The sequence below is a fragment of the Nitrosovibrio tenuis genome (assembly GCF_900109785.1).
Lineage (GTDB): Bacteria > Pseudomonadota > Gammaproteobacteria > Burkholderiales > Nitrosomonadaceae > Nitrosospira > Nitrosospira tenuis_A.
Window position 1 is genome coordinate 475,106 of sequence record NZ_FOBH01000001.1, and the last position, 20,579, is coordinate 495,684.

19 protein-coding genes are annotated in these 20,579 nt (G+C 53.1%); 16 read left to right on the forward strand and 3 right to left on the reverse strand.

Features of this window, described 5'->3' with window-relative positions; genetic code table 11:
- The first annotated feature begins 22 nt into the window (after positions 1-22).
- The 16 genes from BMX00_RS02055 (at position 23) to BMX00_RS02130 (ending at position 15,638) form a co-directional block, all read left to right on the forward strand.
- The gene (locus tag BMX00_RS02055; RefSeq protein ID WP_090826561.1) at positions 23-640 is read left to right on the forward strand and encodes a TetR family transcriptional regulator; all 618 of its coding nucleotides are present in this window, start codon (positions 23-25) and stop codon (positions 638-640) included.
- A gap of 275 nt (positions 641-915) precedes the next feature.
- Positions 916-1,440, forward strand: a complete 525-nt coding sequence (locus BMX00_RS02060) for an Rrf2 family transcriptional regulator (protein WP_090826563.1) — start codon at positions 916-918, stop codon at positions 1,438-1,440.
- 59 nt (positions 1,441-1,499) lie between these two features.
- Positions 1,500-1,850 (forward strand): HesB/IscA family protein, encoded by a 351-nt coding sequence (locus BMX00_RS02065; protein WP_090826566.1) that lies wholly within the window; start codon positions 1,500-1,502, stop codon positions 1,848-1,850.
- A 105-nt stretch (positions 1,851-1,955) separates the two neighbouring features.
- Complete coding sequence (sufB, locus tag BMX00_RS02070; protein ID WP_090826568.1) at positions 1,956-3,392, forward strand: Fe-S cluster assembly protein SufB; 1,437 nt, start codon at positions 1,956-1,958, stop codon at positions 3,390-3,392.
- Positions 3,389-4,177, forward strand: a complete 789-nt coding sequence (gene sufC, locus BMX00_RS02075) for a Fe-S cluster assembly ATPase SufC (protein WP_090826570.1) — start codon at positions 3,389-3,391, stop codon at positions 4,175-4,177. The genes sufB and sufC overlap by 4 nt, the downstream gene beginning before the upstream one ends.
- 2 nt (positions 4,178-4,179) lie before the next feature.
- Entirely contained in the window at positions 4,180-5,484 is a 1,305-nt protein-coding gene (sufD, locus tag BMX00_RS02080) for a Fe-S cluster assembly protein SufD (RefSeq protein ID WP_245727559.1), read from the forward strand.
- A gap of 3 nt (positions 5,485-5,487) precedes the next feature.
- Positions 5,488-6,747 carry a cysteine desulfurase gene (locus BMX00_RS02085; protein WP_090826574.1) on the forward strand — a complete coding sequence of 420 codons (1,260 nt, stop codon included), beginning with the start codon at positions 5,488-5,490 and terminating at the stop codon, positions 6,745-6,747.
- Complete coding sequence (gene sufU, locus BMX00_RS02090; protein ID WP_090826576.1) at positions 6,748-7,230, forward strand: Fe-S cluster assembly sulfur transfer protein SufU; 483 nt, start codon at positions 6,748-6,750, stop codon at positions 7,228-7,230.
- A 34-nt stretch (positions 7,231-7,264) separates the two neighbouring features.
- Positions 7,265-7,825 (forward strand): NifU family protein, encoded by a 561-nt coding sequence (locus tag BMX00_RS02095; protein ID WP_090826578.1) that lies wholly within the window; start codon positions 7,265-7,267, stop codon positions 7,823-7,825.
- Between the two features lie 253 nt (positions 7,826-8,078).
- Positions 8,079-8,492 (forward strand): protoporphyrinogen oxidase HemJ, encoded by a 414-nt coding sequence (gene hemJ / locus BMX00_RS02100; RefSeq protein WP_090826580.1) that lies wholly within the window; start codon positions 8,079-8,081, stop codon positions 8,490-8,492.
- Between the two features lie 128 nt (positions 8,493-8,620).
- Complete coding sequence (gene aroB, locus BMX00_RS02105) at positions 8,621-9,721, forward strand: 3-dehydroquinate synthase (protein ID WP_090826582.1); 1,101 nt, start codon at positions 8,621-8,623, stop codon at positions 9,719-9,721.
- The gene (locus tag BMX00_RS02110) at positions 9,714-10,844 is read left to right on the forward strand and encodes a deoxyguanosinetriphosphate triphosphohydrolase (RefSeq protein ID WP_090826584.1); all 1,131 of its coding nucleotides are present in this window, start codon (positions 9,714-9,716) and stop codon (positions 10,842-10,844) included. Before aroB ends, BMX00_RS02110 begins: the two co-directional genes overlap by 8 nt.
- A 244-nt stretch (positions 10,845-11,088) precedes the next feature.
- Positions 11,089-12,156 carry a uroporphyrinogen decarboxylase gene (gene hemE / locus BMX00_RS02115; protein ID WP_090826586.1) on the forward strand — a complete coding sequence of 356 codons (1,068 nt, stop codon included), beginning with the start codon at positions 11,089-11,091 and terminating at the stop codon, positions 12,154-12,156.
- A 331-nt stretch (positions 12,157-12,487) separates the two neighbouring features.
- Positions 12,488-13,171 (forward strand): response regulator transcription factor, encoded by a 684-nt coding sequence (locus BMX00_RS02120; protein WP_090826588.1) that lies wholly within the window; start codon positions 12,488-12,490, stop codon positions 13,169-13,171.
- Positions 13,158-14,468 carry a sensor histidine kinase gene (locus BMX00_RS02125; RefSeq protein WP_090826590.1) on the forward strand — a complete coding sequence of 437 codons (1,311 nt, stop codon included), beginning with the start codon at positions 13,158-13,160 and terminating at the stop codon, positions 14,466-14,468. The genes BMX00_RS02120 and BMX00_RS02125 overlap by 14 nt, the downstream gene beginning before the upstream one ends.
- 48 nt (positions 14,469-14,516) lie before the next feature.
- A complete protein-coding gene (locus BMX00_RS02130; protein WP_090826592.1) occupies positions 14,517-15,638 on the forward strand; it encodes a carboxysome shell carbonic anhydrase domain-containg protein in 1,122 nt (373 codons plus the stop codon).
- Positions 15,639-15,859: 221 nt separating this feature from the next.
- On the opposite strand, the gene BMX00_RS02135 is transcribed toward BMX00_RS02130, so the two are convergent.
- Genes BMX00_RS02135 through BMX00_RS02145 form a run of 3 tightly spaced genes read right to left on the reverse strand, consistent with a single transcriptional unit; the run spans position 15,860 to position 20,574 of the window.
- Positions 15,860-17,335: a complex I subunit 4 family protein gene (locus BMX00_RS02135; RefSeq protein ID WP_245727561.1), complete on the reverse strand. Its 1,476-nt coding sequence runs from the start codon at positions 17,333-17,335 to the stop codon at positions 15,860-15,862.
- A gap of 16 nt (positions 17,336-17,351) precedes the next feature.
- Positions 17,352-18,935 (reverse strand): complex I subunit 4 family protein, encoded by a 1,584-nt coding sequence (locus tag BMX00_RS02140; RefSeq protein WP_090826596.1) that lies wholly within the window; start codon positions 18,933-18,935, stop codon positions 17,352-17,354.
- 4 nt (positions 18,936-18,939) lie between these two features.
- Positions 18,940-20,574, reverse strand: a complete 1,635-nt coding sequence (locus BMX00_RS02145; protein WP_090826599.1) for a proton-conducting transporter transmembrane domain-containing protein — start codon at positions 20,572-20,574, stop codon at positions 18,940-18,942.
- Positions 20,575-20,579: the final 5 nt, after the last annotated feature.

Sequence of the window (20,579 nt, forward strand, 5' to 3'; positions counted from 1 at the left end):
AGCGAATATTCAAACCGGAGCCATGGCGCGAAAAATGAAAGAAAACGCAGAATTGACTCGACAACGCCTCATCGCGGCGGCACGCCAGGTTTTCCTGGAACACGGCGTCAGCCGTACCACGATGGAGCACATCGCCGTGCAAGCTGGCGCTACGCGCGGCGCAATTTATTGGCATTTCGACAATAAAATCGAGCTGTTTCAGGCGATGCGTGAGCAGGTGTTCCTGCCATTGATAGATCGCATGGACGATACCTTGCTCGTTGAAGGCTCGGAAGATCCTCTTACATGCATAGAGAACTTTCTGTGTGGCACCATACAGGTGCTGACAGACAGCATCGAGACGCGTGAGATTTATGAGATCATGATGATCAAGTGCGAGTACGTGGGTGAATTTGCCTCTGTCTTACCACAAATAATGGTAAATTGTTCGGGCATTGCAAACAAAATGCAACTGGCTTACGAGCGCGCGCAAGCTCAAGATCAATTGCATCTTTCCCATGATCCTGCTCAGTTGGCCGTTGATACGCATCTATTCTTTATTGGTTTGCTGCATATGTGGGTCAAAGATACGAATGGCGATCAGTTTCGGTGCCGGGCAATCGAGCTGGTCAAAGCCCATATGCGGCTCCGCCGCCGATAGACTCATTCACGCCTGATTCTCCACACCTGATATTTCAGGCAAGCTTCTCTGGCACTTCTTTTTTGCGTCATCTTCGCCATCCTTTCGCTTTCTTGCACGCTGCCGTTCCACTCCCTGCCCGTCTGTCCGGTTGATTCGTTATCTTCGTTATAGTTGACTAAATCGATCAAGTATCTTATAGTTGACTAAATCAGTCATGTATTGGCATTGGCTGAACTGATTAATGGTCGATATGTCTATTTTAATTGAATGACGAGAGTGGAAAGGAGTTAATCATGAGGCTAACAACGAAAGGGCGATTTGCGGTAACGGCGCTATTGGATCTGGCCATGCAGCGTACCACTCGCCCGGTGACGCTTGCCGAAATCAGCCAGCGTCAGCAAATCTCTCTATCTTATCTTGAGCAATTATTCGCGAAGCTGCGGCAGCGTGCGCTTGTCGATAGCGTGCGAGGTCCGGGTGGCGGTTATTGCCTTGCCAGAGACATGGGGCAGGTCTCGATTGCCGAGATTATCCTTGCCGTTGATGAGCCGATCGACTCGACGCAATGCAACGGGAAGGAAAATTGCCACAATGATAAAAAGTGCATGACGCACGACTTGTGGGTAAAGCTAAATGACCTTATTTTCGATCATCTCGGCGGGATTACGCTGAGGCAATTGGTGGATGAACAGAAAGCAAGACAGAGCGGCGTCGTGCAAATGCTGGATATGCGAAAAGTCATACCCGAGCGTGAGCGTGCCTTACCCGAGCGTGAACGTATCACGCCCGAACGTGAGCGTGCCGCATTGCCGGCCTGAATCCGGCATAAATTCCGTATTGGTTCAGATCAGGGGGATGCGGCGACTGGAGAATAATGATGGCGGTTACATTGACCGAAAATGCGGCAAAGCAAATCCGGAAGCAGGTTGCGAAGCGCGGCAAGGGGCTGGGATTGCGCATCGGCATAAAGAAAGAGGGCTGCTCCGGATTTGCCTATACCTTCGATTACGCGGACGAACTTCGCGCGGGCGATCAGATGTTCGAGTCTTGTAACGCTAACGTAGTAATCGATGCCGGCAGCTTGCCGTACATCGACGGTTCGCAGGTTGATTTTGTCAAGGAAGGGCTCAACGACTCGTTCAGGGTCGGCAATCCCAATGTTGACAATACATGTGGCTGCGGAGAAAGTTTTAGCGTGAAAGAGCCGGCCAGGATTTCGCTGCTTTAATTTTGAATGACGGAAGGCGCCGGCAAAAGCCGGGAGATGCGACGGCGTTCCACGTGGGAATTCCAGGATCCTGTCTTCAAACATGAACGATAGTGGAGCAATCTGATGAGTGCAGTATTACAAAATCTGGTCAATCAGCCCTACAAGCACGGCTTCGTTACCGATATCGAATCCGATATTGCGCCAAAGGGGCTGAACGAAGATATTATCCGGCTCATTTCGACGAAGAAGAGCGAACCCGAGTGGCTGCTCGAGTTTCGCCTCAACGCGTATCACCAATGGTTGAAGATGAAAGAACCGGAATGGCCGAACGTTAAGTATCCAAAGATCGATTTTCAGGCGATCAGTTATTACGCGGCGCCCAAGCCTAAAAAGAAACTGAGCAGCATGGACGAGGTCGATCCTGAATTGTTACGTACTTTCGAAAAGCTCGGCGTGCCGATGAACGAACGGGCGGCACTTGCCGGTGTTGCGGTTGACGTGATTTTCGATAGCGTGTCGGTCGCGACAACCTACAAGCAGAAGTTGGCCGAAGTGGGGATCATTTTCTGCTCGATTTCTGAAGCCGTTCATGCGCATCCACATCTGGTTAAACAGTATCTCGGCACGGTGGTGCCAGTGGGGGACAATTATTACGCCGCCCTCAACTCGGCAGTATTTACAGACGGTACGTTCTGCTTTATTCCCAAAGGCGTGAAATGCCCGATGGATCTATCGACCTACTTTCGAATCAACACAGAGGAATCGGGACAATTCGAGCGAACCCTGATCGTCGCCGAGGAAGGGGCGTCTGTTTCATATCTTGAAGGCTGCACCGCCCCGAAATTCGATACCAATCAATTGCACGCCGCAGTGGTCGAACTGATCGCGCTCGACAATGCCGACATCAAGTACTCGACAGTGCAGAACTGGTACGCGGGCGACGAAAACGGCATAGGTGGTATCTACAATTTTGTTACCAAGCGTGGGTTGGCCAAAGGTGTCAATTCACGCATTTCGTGGACGCAGGTTGAAACCGGTTCGGCAATTACCTGGAAGTATCCCTCCTGCATTTTGCAGGGCGACAACTCGGTGGGGGAATTTTATTCGGTGGCGGTAACCAACAATTATCAGCAGGCGGATACCGGTACCAAAATGATCCATATCGGAAAAAATACGCGTAGTACCATCGTCAGCAAAGGCATCTCGGCGGGCCACTCCAACAACAGTTACCGTGGACTGGTCAGGATTGCGCCTACCGCCACCGGTGCGCGAAATTATTCGCAATGCGATTCGATGCTGATCGGCGATCAGTGCAGCGCCAATACTTTTCCCTATATTCAGGTTCGCAACCAGGCAGCTAAAGTCGAGCATGAAGCATCCACATCGAAGATTGGCGAAGATCAATTGTTCTATTTTGCGCAGCGCGGCATTGGCAATGAGGAAGCGGTATCAATGATCATTAATGGTTTTTGCAAGGACGTATTTCAACAACTGCCAATGGAGTTCGCGGTTGAAGCGACCAAGCTGCTTGGCTTCAAGCTCGAAGGGAGCGTGGGATGATTTACCCCGACAGCAAGGTACTGCTTGAAGTGCGTGGTCTGCGCGCCACTGTCAATGGCATCGAGATACTCAAGGGTATAGACCTTACGGTGAGAAGCGGGGAAGTGCACGCCATCATGGGTACAAACGGCTCGGGTAAAAGCACGTTTGCCAAGGTGCTTGCCGGCCACAGCGCCTATCAAGTCACCGGCGGCTCAGTCCTGTTCGAAGGTAAAAATCTGTTCGATCTCGACCCTGCAGAGCGCGCGCGTGCCGGAGTATTTCTCGCTTTTCAGTATCCGATCGAGATACCTGGGGTCGCGAACAGCCATTTTCTGCGGCTTGCCTACAACACAGTGCAAGCACAACGCGGCAAGGACGAGCTTGATCCGCTCGAGTTTGAGGATTTTGTGCGCGAGAAAATGAAATTGCTTGAAATGAGCCCGGATTTTCTTGATCGCGGTGTCAATGAAGGATTTTCCGGCGGCGAAAAAAAACGAAACGAAATATTGCAAATGGCGCTGCTGGAGCCACGGCTGGCGATTCTTGACGAGACCGATTCCGGTCTCGATATCGATGCGCTCAGGATCGTTACGAATGGCGTGAATCGGCTCGCCAACAGGGACAATGCGACCATCCTGGTCACGCACTATCAGCGCATGCTTAACTATATCGTGCCGGATTTCGTGCACGTGATGCAGTCGGGTCGCATCATCCGGACAGGCGGTAAAGACCTTGCGTTTGATCTCGAGGCACATGGTTATGATGGGATCGGCAACGCGCAACCCGTCGCGGCCGGTGCATGAGCATGAGTATGGTTACCGGTAACAGCTATCTGGAGAGCCTGCTTCAGGGACAGCCGCAGTTGCCGCCCAGTCCTTTGGCCTGGTTCAATCGCTTACGCGCCAGTGCGGTCGATCGTGCAGGTATGCTGAAAGTGCCGACGACGCGCGACGAGGAGTGGCGTTTTACGGATATTTCGCCACTTGCCAAGCTGTCGTTCCATCCGGTGCGTACTGTGCCATCCTTGCAAAAGGAAGACATCGCGCGTTTCTACGTGGAGGGAACGTCAGCTACACTCGTGTTTGTTGATGGCATCTATATGCCAGAGCTGTCCGTGCAATCAAACAGGACCGCCGACCTGATCGTCACGAATTTATCCGCAGCGCTGGCCACCCATGCACACGCAATGGAGCCCCATCTCGGCCGCCATGCAGCGTTCCAGGACAATCTGTTCGCCGCGCTCAACACCGCATTTCTGCATGACGGAGCGCTAATCATTGCGCCGCGCAATACAGCCATCGAGCGGCCCGTGCATGTGCTGTTCATCGCGACGCAGGCGGAATCCACAAGCCATCCACGCTGCCTGCTGATTGCCGAGCCCGGCAGCGCGGTTACCGTTGTTGAAGATTACGTTACGTTGCAGGAAGGCCCCTATATCACCAATGCAGTGACGGAAATCGCAATCGGCGATAATGCCCAGGTTAGCCACACCCGGCTTCAGCGCGACAGCGGGCAGGCGTTCCACATGGCAAACTCTGCAGTATCGCTTGCACGCGCGAGCCGTTATCGATCTATCAGTGTCGCGTTCGGCGCGCGCATTTCCCGCTATGATTTGAACGCCCGCCTTGCCGCCGAGGGAGCGGAATGCTCTGTTGACGGGCTGGCTTTGATCAATGAGCGCCAACTTGCTGATACGCATACGTGCATAGATCATGCGTCACCGGATGGCACAAGCCGTCAATTGCATAAATGCATTATCGACGGTGCTGCGCACGGGGTGTTCAACGGGAAGATCATTGTGCGCCCGGGCGCGCAGCGCACCGACTCTTCCCAGTCGAGCCGCAACCTGCTGTTGAGCGCCAGGGCCCATATCGACACCAAGCCACAGCTCGAGATCTTCGCGGATGACGTAAAATGTGCGCATGGGGCAACCGTTGGGCAGCTCGATAACGAGGAACTGTTTTATCTCAAGAGCCGAGGATTATCGGAGGTTGCGGCGCGTAATCTCCTGACCTACGCATTCGGCGCAGAGATCATCGACCGCATACCCATCGCTTCGCTCAAGCGTCGGCTTGAGCAAACGGTGCTGGAACAAACGCAGAGAAACTGAACAATGAATATTGTAGAGCCTGCCTTGAAATCTCAATTTAGTTCGGCGTTCGACGTTGAACGCGTTCGCGCAGACTTTCCAATACTCAAGCTCCAGATCGAGGGGAAGCCGCTGGTCTATCTCGACAATGCGGCATCCAGCCAGATGCCGCAGTCGGTAATAGACCGCCTGGTGCGTTATCAGACGACTCAACATGCCAACATCAATCGGGGAGTGCATTATTTATCGGAAACGGCCACGGCTGAATACGAGGGATCGCGGCGCAAGCTGCAGGCTTTCATCAATGCGCGCGAAGACAGGGAAGTCATCTTCACCAGTGGCACCACGGATTCAATCAATCTGGTCATGCACGGTTATGGTCGTAAGTTTGTTGGTGCTGGCGATGAAATTATTCTGACCACGCTTGAACATCATTCAAACATCGTACCCTGGCAGATGCTTGCGGAAGAAAAGCGTGCGAAGATCCGCGTCGTACCCATCAATGATGCGGGCGAGCTTCTCATCGACGAATACGAGAAGCTTTTTAACGAGCGCACGAAATTTGTCGGCGTGATGCATGTATCGAACGCGCTCGGCACCATCAACCCGGTCAAGCAAATGATTGAATTTGCGCATTCAAGGGGGGTGCCGGTACTCGTTGATGGGGCGCAGGCTGCACCGCATATGAAAGTTGACGTACAAGACCTCGACTGTGATTTTTATGCGTTTTCCGGCCACAAGTTGTGCGGGCCCACGGGCATAGGCATTCTTTATGGCAAGGCCGAATTGCTCGAATGCATGCAGCCATTCAAGGGCGGCGGGGACATGATCCTGTCTGTAACGTTTGAAAAAACTGTTTACAATACCATTCCTCATAAATTCGAAGCCGGTACACCTCCGATTGCCGCCGCGATTGGGCTGGGGGCGGCAGTTGATTACCTGTCAGCGATAGGCCTGGATGCAATCGCAGCATATGAGCTTGAGCTACTCAACTATGCAACTGAACAGATGAACGATTTGGCGGGCGTGCGCATCATTGGCACCGCTGCAATAAAAACGGCAGTGCTGTCGTTTGAGGTTAGGGGAGTTCATCCGCATGATATCGGCACCCTCCTGAATCAGGAGGGGGTTGCCGTACGCACGGGGCATCATTGCGTTCAGCCGGTGATGCTGCGCCTCGGTGTGCCTGCGACCACGCGCGCGTCCTTTGCGTTTTACAATACAATGGCCGAGGTCGATATATTTATTGCCAGCCTATGCACCGTGCAGAAGATTTTTATATAAATGAATTCGAAATCACTTTATCAAGAGGTCATCCTCGACCACAACAAGAAGCCCCGCAATTACGGTACGCTCGATAACGCGACTCATCATGCCGTCGGCCATAATCCACTGTGTGGTGATCACCTCGACATTGAGCTCCATCTTGATGGGGAGCGTATCGATCAAATCGCGTTCCACGGCGAGTCCTGCGCCATCTGCAAAGCATCCGCGTCGATGATGACTACCGTCGTCAAAGGTAAGGCACGTGCGGATGCCGAAACCTTGATTCAGGAATTCCGCGATATGGCGGTTGGCAAGCTCGACATTGAAAGTCCCCATCACCTGGGGCGGCTAACAGTATTTGCGGGGGTCCGGGATCTGCCGACGCGGGTAAAATGTGCGATTCTACCGTGGCATACGCTGCATGCGGCGCTCAATTCCGTTAACATTACCTCGACCGAGGCGGAAGACGATCCGATGCATGCTGCGATCGGCGACGCCTGATGGCGGGCGAGGTCTGGTCAGATAGGAGGACAGAATGCCAAAAATAGCTGAAATCGAGGGTACGCCTAACCGGAACGCTCTGAAATTCATTCTCAGGGAACCTTTGACCTGGGGAGTTTCGCGCTCATACGATAATGCCGAGCAGGCAAAAGATGATCCGCTGGCGGCCGCGTTATTCGACATCGATCATGTGACCAACGTGTTTTATGTCGATCGCTGGATCACGATCACCCAGGACGGTGGCGCCGATTGGCAAGATCTGGCTCGTGTGGTTGCAGATCCTATCCGCGCGGCACCTGCGGCAGATTCGAAATCGGCCGCTACCGTTGCAGCGGCAACCGCTGCAATTGCGGGTTTGAGCCCTGAGGATCAGGAACGCCTCGAAACGATTAACGCCCTGCTCGACGAAGAGGTGCGGCCCTATCTGCAAAATGACGGAGGCGATCTTCATGTGCTCGGGCTCGAAGGCAACAAACTCAGCGTACACTACCAAGGCGCATGCGGTACCTGCCCGAGTTCAATCTCTGGCACGCTCCGTGGTATTCAAAATATGTTAAGGTCGATAGAACCCAATCTCGAGATCGTCGCGATCTAGCCAGCTCTGAATAAGCTCCGTCCCTTCGCATCTCATTCGGAAGCTCCACGGTACTGTCCTCACATCCTTACCATTTCGATCATAGCGGGACATCGCGAATTTCCATAGCATCGTATTCACCTGGTCACACTGATCGGCTATAGTATGACCTGCCTAAGGTCTCTGCTTGAAGGCCTTGCATGAAAGTGCTCTGCTTGAAAGAGGTTCTGGCGTACCCCCGGGTGAATGGTTATTGCTGTGTTAAGAGGATCGGATGCTCTGGGTAAAATCCTTTCACATCATTTTCGTTGTGGCCTGGTTTGCCGGACTGTTTTATTTACCGCGTCTGTTTGTATATCACGCGATGAGCAGCGACCTGCCAGGAATCGAACGTTTCAAGATAATGGAACGCAAGCTCTACTATGGCATCATGACGCCCAGCGCGATTCTGGCCATTGTTTTCGGCATGTGGCTCTGGCTGGGCTATGGTATTTCAGGTGGTTGGCTGCATGCCAAACTCGCGCTGGTGTTGATGCTGGTTGCATATCACCTCTACTGCGGCAGGCTTCTTGCTGATTTCAAGCATGACCGTAACCGGCACGGCCACGCTTATTACCGCTGGTTCAATGAAATTCCGGTATTGATCCTGATCGCAGTGGTAATACTAGTGGTGGTTAAGCCGCTGTAAGAATGTCTATTTATAAATTTCCTGCGACCCGGCTGTTAAGGTGGACAATTTCGCCAAGGCTGACAAGGTTGGCAGGAATGAATTAAGCCCGAGAACCAGCGAGTCCCGCCCATACTGCTTTAACCCATATGCAAACGATTACCGTAATGCTCGATTCCGTACCCGGCGAACGAAGTTACCCGATACACATCGGTGAGGATATTTTATGCCAGCCTGAGCTTTTTCTTGAGCGCTTGCCTCAGAAACGGGTTGCGATCATTTCCAATACGGTCGTAGCGCCTCTTTATATGGAAAGACTGCGAAGTGCGCTAGGCCGGCATAATGTCGTGTCCCTGCCGATCATTCTGCCCGACGGTGAGGAACACAAGAACTTGCAAACGCTGAACCTGATTTATGATGCTCTTCTGGCTCATCGCTGTGAACGCGGTACTTCCATCATCGCCCTGGGTGGCGGGGTCGTCGGTGACCTGACGGGATTTGCCGCCGCGACCTATCTGCGGGGTGTGCCTTTCTTTCAGGTCCCTACCACACTGCTGGCGCAGGTTGATTCCTCGGTGGGTGGTAAAACCGGAATCAATCATCCGTTGGGCAAGAACATGATAGGGGCTTTCTATCAACCCCGGGCAGTCATCGTTGATACCGTAACGCTCGATACGTTGCCTGACAGGGAGTTGCGCGCAGGCATTGCCGAAATCATTAAATACGGTCTTATTCGGGATCCTGCTTTCCTCGAGTGGCTGGAGAAAAATATTGCAGGGCTTGTGGCTCGGGACGCGGAAATAATGGTCGAGGCGATACGGCGCAGTTGCGTCAACAAGGCTGAAGTCGTGGAAGCTGATGAGCGTGAGAGCGGCGGCCGGGCATTACTCAATCTGGGCCATACCTTTGGTCACGCGATTGAGAACGGGATGGGCTACGGTGTATGGCTTCACGGTGAAGCGGTAGCGGCCGGCACGATACTGGCAGCGGAACTGTCGCAAAGGATGCACCTGATCAATTCGATTGATGTTGAGCGGATCCGGAATCTTTATGCACAAGCAGGACTGCCCTGCGTAGCGCCCAATCTAGGCACAGCAGAGTATGTGCGCCTGATGGGACTGGACAAGAAGGTCGAGGGTGGAAAGATACGTTTTGTCCTGCTCGAACGCATGGGAAAGGCAGTGGTCCGGTCCGATGTGCCTTCGAATATGCTCGCTGCGACGCTAGCGGAATGTACCGGCAATGCATGAGCTGGCGCCCTACGCGGTAACGCTTGAAAATTCTCGCGGGCGTCGCTTCATGGAGGAGTCGTCCCCTGGACGCACCGCATTCCAGCGCGATCGCGACCGGATCATTCACTCCACGGGATTTCGCCGGCTCGAGTATAAAACCCAGGTTTTTGTCAATCACGAAGGCGACCTATTCCGCACGCGCTTGACGCATAGTTTAGAAGTGGCGCAACTCGGACGCTCAGTCGCCCGCAATTTACGCCTGAATGAAGATCTGGTCGAAGCCATTGCCCTGGCCCATGATCTGGGTCATACACCATTTGGTCACGCGGGTCAGGATGCTCTAAATGATTGCATGAGAGAATATGGAGGGTTCGAGCATAATCTTCAGTCTCTTCGGGTTGTGGATGTATTGGAGGAGCATTACGGCGCATTTGATGGGTTGAATCTTTGCTTTGAAACCCGTGAAGGCATACTCAAACATTGCGCCAGAAAAAATGCACAAAAACTGGGAGATGTCGGTGAGCGGTTCCTTATCAATCAGCGCCCTTCGCTGGAGGCGCAACTGGCAAATCTGACCGACGAAATAGCGTATAACAATCATGATGTGGACGACGGCTTGCGCTCCGGCCTTATTTCACAGGAGCAGCTTGAGAATATCGCGATATTTGGCCGACACCTGGCCTTGGCTAAAAAACACTATCCGGGCATTTCCGGGCGAAGATTGATTCGCGAAACCGTGCGGCGCATGATCAACACGCTGGTAAGAGATCTAACCAGGCAAAGCGCGGCCAATATAGCCAATGCATGTCTGGATGGCTTGCCGGCGGTACGCGCAGCGCCCTGCCTGATCGACTTCAGTGCCGCGGTACGCCAGGAACAGCAGGAACTGAAAAAATTCCTGCACGACCATCTTTACCGGCACTATAAGGTGGTTCGCATGAGTGCCAAGGCGCGCCATACCATCCAAATGCTGTTCAATGCTTTCCATTCCGACATCCGGCTTCTCCCACCTGAATACCAAACGAAATATCATGAGGATAAGCATCAGGCGATCGCTGACTATATTGCCGGCATGACTGATCGTTATGCCATCCGCGAGTACCAGCGTCTGTTCGCTATCGATGAGATCAAGACATACTGAATAAGTCACCGCTTGCCGAATTTATGGGCAATACGGATATGTAGTCGGTATCATTACTACCTAAGGACCTCAGGAACAAGGGCATATACCGCAAGACCAATCACTGGTAATATCACCGGTTTGAGTGCAATGGTGGAGCGGGGCAGCAGATTCGGCGGATCTTATGCATCCATACTTGCCGCCGAGGCAGAAACTTGTCTCCGTCATATTGCCTTGCTGGATTCAGCGATTGATTTGAATACAAATGACAAGACCAATGAACGATACGCTGCTGCGAGCCCTGCTTCGGCAGCCAACTGAATATACCCCCGTATGGCTGATGCGCCAGGCTGGGCGCTATCTGCCAGAGTACAATCAGACACGCGCCCGCGCCGGAAACTTTCTTGCACTTTGCAAGAACCCGGATTTTGCCACCGAAGTCACAATGCAGCCTTTGGCGAGATTTCCCCTGGACGCTGCGATATTGTTCTCAGATATTCTGACTGTTCCTGATGCAATGGGTCTGGGACTTTATTTCGCCGAGGGTGAAGGGCCCAAGTTCGAACGACCGTTGCGCGAAGAGTGGGAAATTCGCGCGCTCACCATACCGGATCCCGCGGTGCATCTGCGTTACGTTATGGATGCGGTTTCACAGATCCGCAAAGCCCTGGATAACAGCGTGCCGCTGATCGGTTTTTCCGGCAGTCCCTTCACGCTTGCCTGCTATATGGTGGAAGGGTGCGGGGGTACTGATTTTCGTCAGATCAAGACCATGTTGTATCAGCGCCCGGATTTGCTGCATCACATACTCAATATCAATGCTCAGGCCGTGACCGCTTATCTTAATGCACAGATAGAATCCGGTGCTCAGGCGGTCATGATTTTCGATACCTGGGGCGGGGCATTGTCGCATGCCGCTTACCAGGAGTTTTCCCTTCGCTATATCAGCCAGATATTGGCCGGACTGAAACGTGAATATGGCGGCGCGCGCATTCCGAACATTGTTTTTACCAAGGGAGGAGGACTGTGGTTGGAGCGCATCGCGGACTCCGGTTGTGATGCGGTAGGACTTGACTGGACAGTGGATATTGCTGAAGCGCGCCGGCGGGTCGGCCATAAGGTGGCCCTCCAAGGAAACCTCGATCCGGCTGTGCTGTTTTCAATGCCTGAAGTCATTGCTGCTGAAGTAGAGAAAATCCTTGCTGCGTACGGGAACAGCTATGGACATATATTTAATCTCGGCCATGGGATCTCCCAGTTTACGCCCCCGGAAAATGCTCTGGCACTGGTTGAAGCGGTTCACAGTATCAGTCGAAAATATCGTCCACACTAAGGAGCGTCTGAACACGTATTATCGGAAGCGCTCAATTCGCTAAGTTACCGGCGGAACTGTTAAAATCTGAAGAACTTGTCTGAGGCTTTTAATTTTATACACAAAGGGCGATTAATCAGGCACATATTAATCGGAATGTACTGGATTCCCGTAGTACTTCAGTTTGGACGCAGTCTAGGGAGACGTATAGGGAGATTCGTGAGACGGATGTGATTATTTCACGCCTGATCGAGCAATCATCCTGTGGAACAAAGAAAAGCAAGGCAGGTCAAATTCGTTAGGACATTTGGTTAACCCATTGTTAATTTGTAATTTTCAATAGGATCATCTCGTGCATATCCTTATTATTGAAGACGATCCCGCGATTGCCACAAACCTTTACGATTTTCTTGAGGCCCGTGGCCATAGCGTTGACGCGGCCGCGGATGGTATTACCGGCCTCCATCTCGCGGTGACGCAGCGATTTGACGGTATTCTGCTCGATCTGAGTCTGCCTGCCATGGACGGCATCACGTTGTGCCGCAAACTCCGCCAGGACGCCAATCTCGATACACCGGTACTCATGCTGACGGCGCGTGATACGCTGGAGGACAAGCTGAAAGGGTTCGATTGCGGCGCCGATGATTATCTGGTTAAGCCATTTGCATTGAAAGAAGTCGAGGCCCGCCTGGTGGCGATGCACAAACGGCACGGAGGCAAAGTCACCAGCCGCATGCTGGAAACCGGCGATTTGACGTTCGATCCTAAAACCCTGTCGATACAATTTGCCGGGCAGGGTGTGAAGCTGCCGCCCAAATGCATCCGTCTGCTCGCTCTCATGATGGGCGAGCCCGGCCGCGTATTCAGCCGAAGAGAACTTGAATCGGAAGTCTGGGGAGATGCGCAGGGGACCAGTGACACATTGCGCAGTCATATGCACGAATTGCGCCGTGCGTTGAGCCGGGCCGGTGGCTATGATCCGATTGAGACAGTTCATGGGCTCGGTTACCGTCTGATCTCTCGTGCCCGGGCTTAAGCGTGGCCTTCGCCTTCGTGTTGCGCTGGCGTTCGCAATCTTCTGCATAGTCGTAGTCGGCACTCTTGGTATCAGCCTGTATATCGCTTCAGACGACATCGAAGAGGCGCATATCGAGCAGATCATGGAAACCGAGATGGACTATATGCTCCAGCGCTATCACGAGAGTCGCAATTTTGTACCGCAGGTGGGTTTTCACCTCGAAAAATACATCATCCGTGACCCTTCCGAAGAGTCCCGGCTGCCGTCCTATCTGCAGGGTCTCAACTACAGGCGTCACAGGGTATTTAAAGGTCCCGAGGAGATCAGGGTCGCGGTCAGACACATTGATGGCGTCAAATTTATCGTTGCCTATGAAATCGGGCTCCACGATCAGCGCCAGCAGGAACTCAGACTTCTTATCGTTTTATCGCTCCTCTCGGTGGTCGGCGTCGCGCTTGTGGTGGGATACCTGCTTGCGGGTGTGCTAGTCAAACAGGTTACCGATCTTGCCGAGCGTGTAAGACATCTTGCACCGGGCGACGGGCAAGGCGCAACGATGATACAGCCCGGGCAGGACGAGGAAGTGGCGCAGCTTGCGCACGCGTTGGATGACTACCAGAATCGCATTACGCGCATGCTGCGGCGCGAACAGGAGTTTACTGCTAATGTCAGCCATGAACTTCGGACACCTATTACCACCATACTGACGAGTTGTGAGCTTCTGGTTACGGAGCGCAATCTTTCGGAGAGGGCGCGCGTTCGTGTCGGTATGATCGAAGCCGCCGCAACCCGCATGGGTGAGCAGCTACAGGCTTTGCTTTTTCTTGCCCGCGAGCAGTCATTGGGTATCATGGAACCGGTTGCCCTCGCGGAATGTGTCTATGACGCAGTGGAACCCGTATGTTCGGAGATTTACCGCAAGCGTTTGAATTTCGAAGTTGCGATAGAGCCGAAAGCCGTCCTCACGCTGAACCGCCAGGCGCTGCATACGGCGCTTGTGAATCTGCTTCGCAATGCGGTGCAATATACCGAACGTGGTTTCATCCGTGTAAATTTCAGCCAGAGCCGTCTCTCGATCTCGGATTCCGGCATAGGCATCGAACCGTTTTACATGCCCCTCCTGTACGAGCGCTTCTTCCGCGGTTCGACGCAAGGCGAGGGCCTGGGCATCGGACTCGCTATAGTCAAGCGTATATGCGATCACTACGGCTGGATCATTGATGTCGAGAGCACGCCAGGAAAAGGCGCCACATTCCATATTACATTTCCCGCTTCTCAGGCTGTAGCCTTAACTAATTCTTCACAATTTTTATGATAGTATTTCCTGGTTTCAATTTCCCTTGCAAATGACCGGAGCCGACAAATGTATACTAATGTTACCCGCTTACCCATAGAGAAGCGCATAGACTGGCTATTCCATCTTGCCGACCGCCACGGTACGACATTTCGCGGACCGGAAGCATGGCTGGCGCGCGAGCGGTATCTTGCGCAGCATCCAACCGCTATTGCCGTGTTGAAGTGTATGGACGGTCGCATCAATCTCCCCGTGATGACGAATACTCCGCCTGGCATTCTCATGCCGTTCCGCAACCTTGGCGGCGCATTCGATCTTGGTTGGCCGTATCTGGGCGAGGTGCTCTCTCATCATGTGCAGGGTTGGGTAAGGGCCGGGAGGCGGGTACTGTTTCTGGTTACCTATCACTTTTCCAAAGGTGATCCGCACCGTGGATGCGCCGGATTCAATTACGACACGCAGGCGGCCTATGCCCATACCCAGGTCATCCGGCGCCAGATGCAGCAAATCTTCGGCGCGGAGCACGCAACCATATATCCTCTTATTTGCGGGATCGAGACTGACGAGGATACGATAATCGTTCATGGTTCCAATGGGGAGAAGCTCGATATGTCGCTGGTCACGCCGGATGAGAAAGCGACGCTGGAGCCCCGTCTTGCCGCCCTGCTGCCCGACATGCCGGCCCAGATGCGCGCCGATCTGTTGCCCCTGCTGCTGGGCAATCTCGATACCATCGCTCGCGTGCGCGAGCAGGCCGCACGTAATGAGCGGCTTCTGGACATTGAGCATCGCGAATGGATGATCTGCGTCGGCCGCGGCTTTGACTTCCTGCACACGCCTAACCTGGCTTTGATTATCGGTCCGTACAGCCCGAATCTCGACGTGCCCATTGGCAAGGCTGCCGGTATCATCCAAGGCAACATGCGCAGCGGTCGCATCCCCGATGACGGGTTCCTGCTTCTGGCCTCGGTTCCTTACATGGAGATTGGTATGGACAAGGCGCGTGCCGAGCTGAAATCGCTTTTCCTGGCGCGCTTTGCCGCGGAGGTGGTGCGCCGCGAACATCCGGACCTTGCCGAGAAAATGTTTATCCGTACTGCCGTACTCGACTGGCAATCGCGGACACTGGAAACAATAACCGAAAATCTGCCGAATACGGATCGCAGTGAGATGACTGCCGCCTCATTCTGATACCCCCTCGCTGCCACTGCAATATGAATCGCCTCAAGGAGGAGTGATGGGAGAACGGATCTTCCGTCACTCCTGGGGCGGACCGGGATTTAACTACCCGCGGGTCCCAATTTCCGGCGGGGCTCCCCAAGGGCGAATATATCACGGGCTATCCGGGCATATGTTTACGGCTCAGTTATAACCGCATAGGGTGGATCGGTGGGGCGCTCTTTGGCCCAAGTCTAATTGGTAAGTCGGCCTAACCATGACTCGGCGGCCAATCTATTGATATCCATTACCAAGTCGGGGAAGAAGCCAAAAAACAAAACCAGCAAAGCGGGTACACATAACAGTCCGAATTCGCGAGAGCGAAGATCCTGTACCTGATGTACGCTGACATGAACAATGGGCCCAAAAAATGCACGCCGGACAAACGACAACATATACGCTGCACCGAGGATAGCGCCCAACAACGCAGCGACACCCAGACCCGGGTGGGCGGTTAGCGCGCCAACGATCAACAAGAATTCTGCCGGAAAGCCGCTGGTTCCCGGTACGCCGATACTCGCCACGGCAAACAAAAAGAAAAAACTGGTCAGGCGGGGCATTACTTTCGCCAAACCGCCCAGGTGAATGAGTTCGGTACTGCCGAGGCGGTGTTGAATAAAACCTGCGATCAAGATCAGGCAGCTTGCAATCAGGGTGAAATTGAGTAATTGAAAAATTGCGCCCTGAATCCCTTGCATATTGAGCGTAGCGATGCCCACTATCACCAAGCCGACATGACTGATACTCGCGTAGGCCAATAGACGACGCAAGTTGGTCTGCTGCAGGGCGATCATTGCCGCATAGGTAAACGTAATAGCCCCCAGGATACCCAGCACCCAGGCATATTCCACCGAAGCGTGTGGCGTGAGCGGCATGGCGAAACGCAACATGCCGTAGGCACCTAATTTCAGACCAACCAATAATGCCGTCAGTTGCGTCGGCGCTTCCACAGCGGTGGTAGGCAACCACGTATGAAACGGCACTAGCGGAGCCTTAACCGCAAATCCGGTGAGCAATAGAATGAAAATAACGCGTTGCAAATCGTCCGACATGTACGTATCTAACAGGACGGGAAAGCTGAAAGATAAATTCAGTGGAATGCTGCCACCAGTTTGCATGGCGTGATTGACACCCAGCATGATGAACGCAAATAATAGCGGAACCCCGCTGAACACCATATACAGCATATATTTCATCGCCGCCCCCCTCCGCTCGGGACCACCGCCCCACAAACCGATCAGAAAGAAAATGGGCGGCAATATCAATTCCCAGAACAGAAAGAACAACATCATATCCAGCGCCACCAATACACCCATGGTGGCGCCTTCCATCACCAGTAGCAAGGCAAAGTGGAAACGAGTCAGGTGCTGCACGGAATTCCATGAAGCAATGAGGGCGACCAAGGTCAACAGTGCCGACATCGGCAAAAACAATACGGAAATACCATCAACGCCGATTAGAAACTGAATATTCAGACTCGGGATCCAGGCGTGCTGCTCCACGAGCTGGAAGCGGTGACCCTGTGCGGCGTCGAACCACTGAACCACTATCAGGGTTGCGATCAGTTCAAGACCGGCAACGAATAGCGCTATCTTTTTTGCCATACTGATGTTGCGCGTAAAGCCTGCCGCAACGCCACCCAATAGAGGCAGCAGTATAATGAGGCTCAATATCGGAAAATTCGCTTCAGTCATGCTGATCCCGCGTGGCTCCGCCATCAATCGATTTTACCGGCACTCCATTGAGACGCTTGTCATGTTTATGGTAGTAGGCGCTCATCCCGGTTGGATCTCGCTCTATATAGTTCAGCCAAGGCGCCGTGTTAAAGCCTGTGCCGATAAGCAGCCAGCAAATCGTGATGGTGATGACGGGTTCCATTTTAATCAGGTAACGCTCGCTTCTTTGCGGTACGATGGCCCGTTTGGAAGTCGTCATGAATATCCTCTGAAAAGCTAACAGCAGGAAAGCGGCTGCCATGACGTTGCCGACCAGAATAGCGATGGCAATCAGCCAGCCATATTCTTCGATGGTTCCTTCGATGAGCAGGTGGGCCGCGTCGAACCCCGGCGTTCCGGGCATGGCAATCGTGCTCAGCGCGGCAATAAAGAAAAGCAGCGCTATGGTGACGTTGGTATCAAAAAGGCCCCCCAGACGGGGAGTAAATGCTGTGTGGGTGCGCTCGTAAATCAGACCGGCGCTGAACAGCATACCCGCTGACGCCAAGCCCCACGCCAGCGTCAGAAATATTCCACCGTTCAATCCATGTTCGTTAAAACAGAAAATACCGATAACCAGTATCCCCACATGACTGATGACTGAAAACGCGAGCAGTCGCCGGATGTTGATCTGCATCAACGCAAGGAGGGCGCCATAAAAAATAGAGATCAGGCCTAGCGTGACTACAAATCCGGCCCAATGTTCTGCGACTTCAGTCAGTACCGGCAGGATGAAACGCGCGGTTGCATAAACGCCCAGCTTTAAACCCACCAGGAAAATGGTAACGCTGGCCACGGCGCTCTGTTCGGCGAGTATCGGCAGCCAGCCGTGAAAAGGAAACAAAGGCATCCGAATGGCAAAGCCGCAAAACAGAAGAATAAAGATCAGTGTTTGGTTCTGTAATAATGTTTTATTCTGCTTCAGGGTCAACCAGTCGAAGCTCAGGTCGTGACCCGAATTCATCAATCCAAAGCCAAGCAGCAGGAAGCCTGCCAAGGTCATCAGCAGACCCCAGCCCCAGTACTGCGCCAAACGGGTAATCATCCATCGTTTTCTTTGGCCGGTACCGCCATGGACTGTCAAAAGAATCACCGGAAGCAATTCCAGCAGGCTCCAGAACCAGAACTGGATGACGTTCAATGCGGTAAAAGCGCCCATCATGATGGCCTCATAGCCAAGCAGGCAGGCAATGAATTTCCAGTCAAACGTACGCCCGGTAATGGTTTTATAGATCAGAACCAGCAACGCTAAAATTGCGGTGAGTGGAATGAAGAGAACATTCAGACCATCAATACCGGCGCTGTAGTAAGTGAAACCAAAAAAACGCTCCTGCTCAGCCAGTTGAATTCCGGCCGTTTCAGGGTCAAATACGGATAACAGGTAAAAGCTTAAAAATAAATTGAGCAACGTTCCTGCAAAGCCGAAGCCCATGGCGATGCCTGTGGACGAACGCGTTAACAGGATGGCGGTCATGGCCGCCAAGGGAACAAGAACCAACGTCGTCAGTAGGGGAAACGCTATCGATTCCGACCAAAACATGACGTTGGTGACCATGGTCTTAAAGCGCAACCAATAATATTATTAGAACGAACAGGGCGAGATAACCGGGGTTGAGCAGCAACTGTTCGATTTTGTTGGCGGCAAGCCCAAGCCGCTGACCATACTTGATCATGTCTTCGCCAATGCCTCGTATGACGAGACGATCCTCGAACCAATATAATCCCGCGGTGATCCGCTCGGTAAGATTGCCGGCAAACCCACTGCCTCTGGCAAAGATCTCGTCATGACTATCCTGTTGCGTAACAGTTTTACGCTTCTGCGGTTGCGCCACGCTCCCGAGAACACCTAGTGATGAGTATAGGGACTGCCGCATGGCGGTTTTTCGTTTTTCCAGTTGCGCCAGCGTAGATATCGAGCGTAGCGAAGGGAGCGGAATTCCCATGGCGCGATCAACGATATGGTCATCAAAATACGCCAGGTCATGAGCCAGTTTCAGTACCGGCTTTACCAAAGCCCAATCGGTAATCTGGTCAATCCAGAAACGGTGCAAGGAGGTGGCGTACACCCAGCGCAAACCTGAAATTTCCCGGCTGACCGGCTGGATTGGATTGCCCAGAATCTGATGCATAAGCGATGGCGCAGCCAATACCTGATAACCGCGAACGATGGCATGGGCGCATAAATGCCAGCTCGCCAATTGCCAGAATCCCAATCCGCATTCCAGAAACATGAGGCCCAATTGTCCGGTTGTGGCAAAAAATAACGAACTCTTGACATCGGTCTGGGTCAGCCCGACAGCAAAGCCATACACAGCCGTCAGCAGTCCCACTACCGCGACCAGAGCCATGACCAGCGGTGCGCGCTCAAGAATGGGCTGTATAAGAATCATGAGGTAAACGCCGGAATGCACCATTATTGCGCCGTAAAACCCCGCGCTGGATGGCGTCGGACCTTCAGCTGCGCGCGCCAGCCATGGTGCAAACGGCAGCTGGGCTGATTTTGCGAAAGCAGCAATGGCAAAGCAGAGGGCAATTGCGCTGGCTTGCCCGGTGGATAGTTGTGTTGACAAAGCGTTAAGCTGCGTCCAGTCGAGTGTTTTGGTCCATGCATAGCTCAGCGCGATGCCCAAAATGAAACCGATATCCCCCGCCCGTACCGTGACGAACACACGCGTCGCGTTATAGGCGGCAACCGGACGGTCGTAAGCGTAGGCTATTAATAGATAAGAGCAAAGGCCGGCAATCTCCCACCCTATGAAGGTTCCCACCGCATTATCCGATAACACCAGTAACAGCATTGCCGACGCATACAGGCTCAACAAGAAAAAGAAGCGGTGAAAACCCGCCTCCCTATGCAGGTAATTAATGGAGAATCGGATAATGATAAACAACAGGATGGCAAATAACGCTGCCAATACCACGCTGATGCCGGTAGTAATAAAATTGACCTGGATGGTCAACATGCCGCTACTCAGCCATTGCCCGGCACTAAATGAGCCGGCGTTTTGACCGATCAAATCGCCACCGAGCAGAATCAACGCCAATAGACAGGACAGTCCAATCGCCCAGCTTGCGATAGCCGCTGTCGTGGTTTCGGCGGGCTCCCCGTTGAGCATTCCGGATAAATGACCGATTCCTATAACGGCCGCAGCGATCGCGGGAAGCAGGGGAATGAAAGCGGCCAGGATATCCATAATTC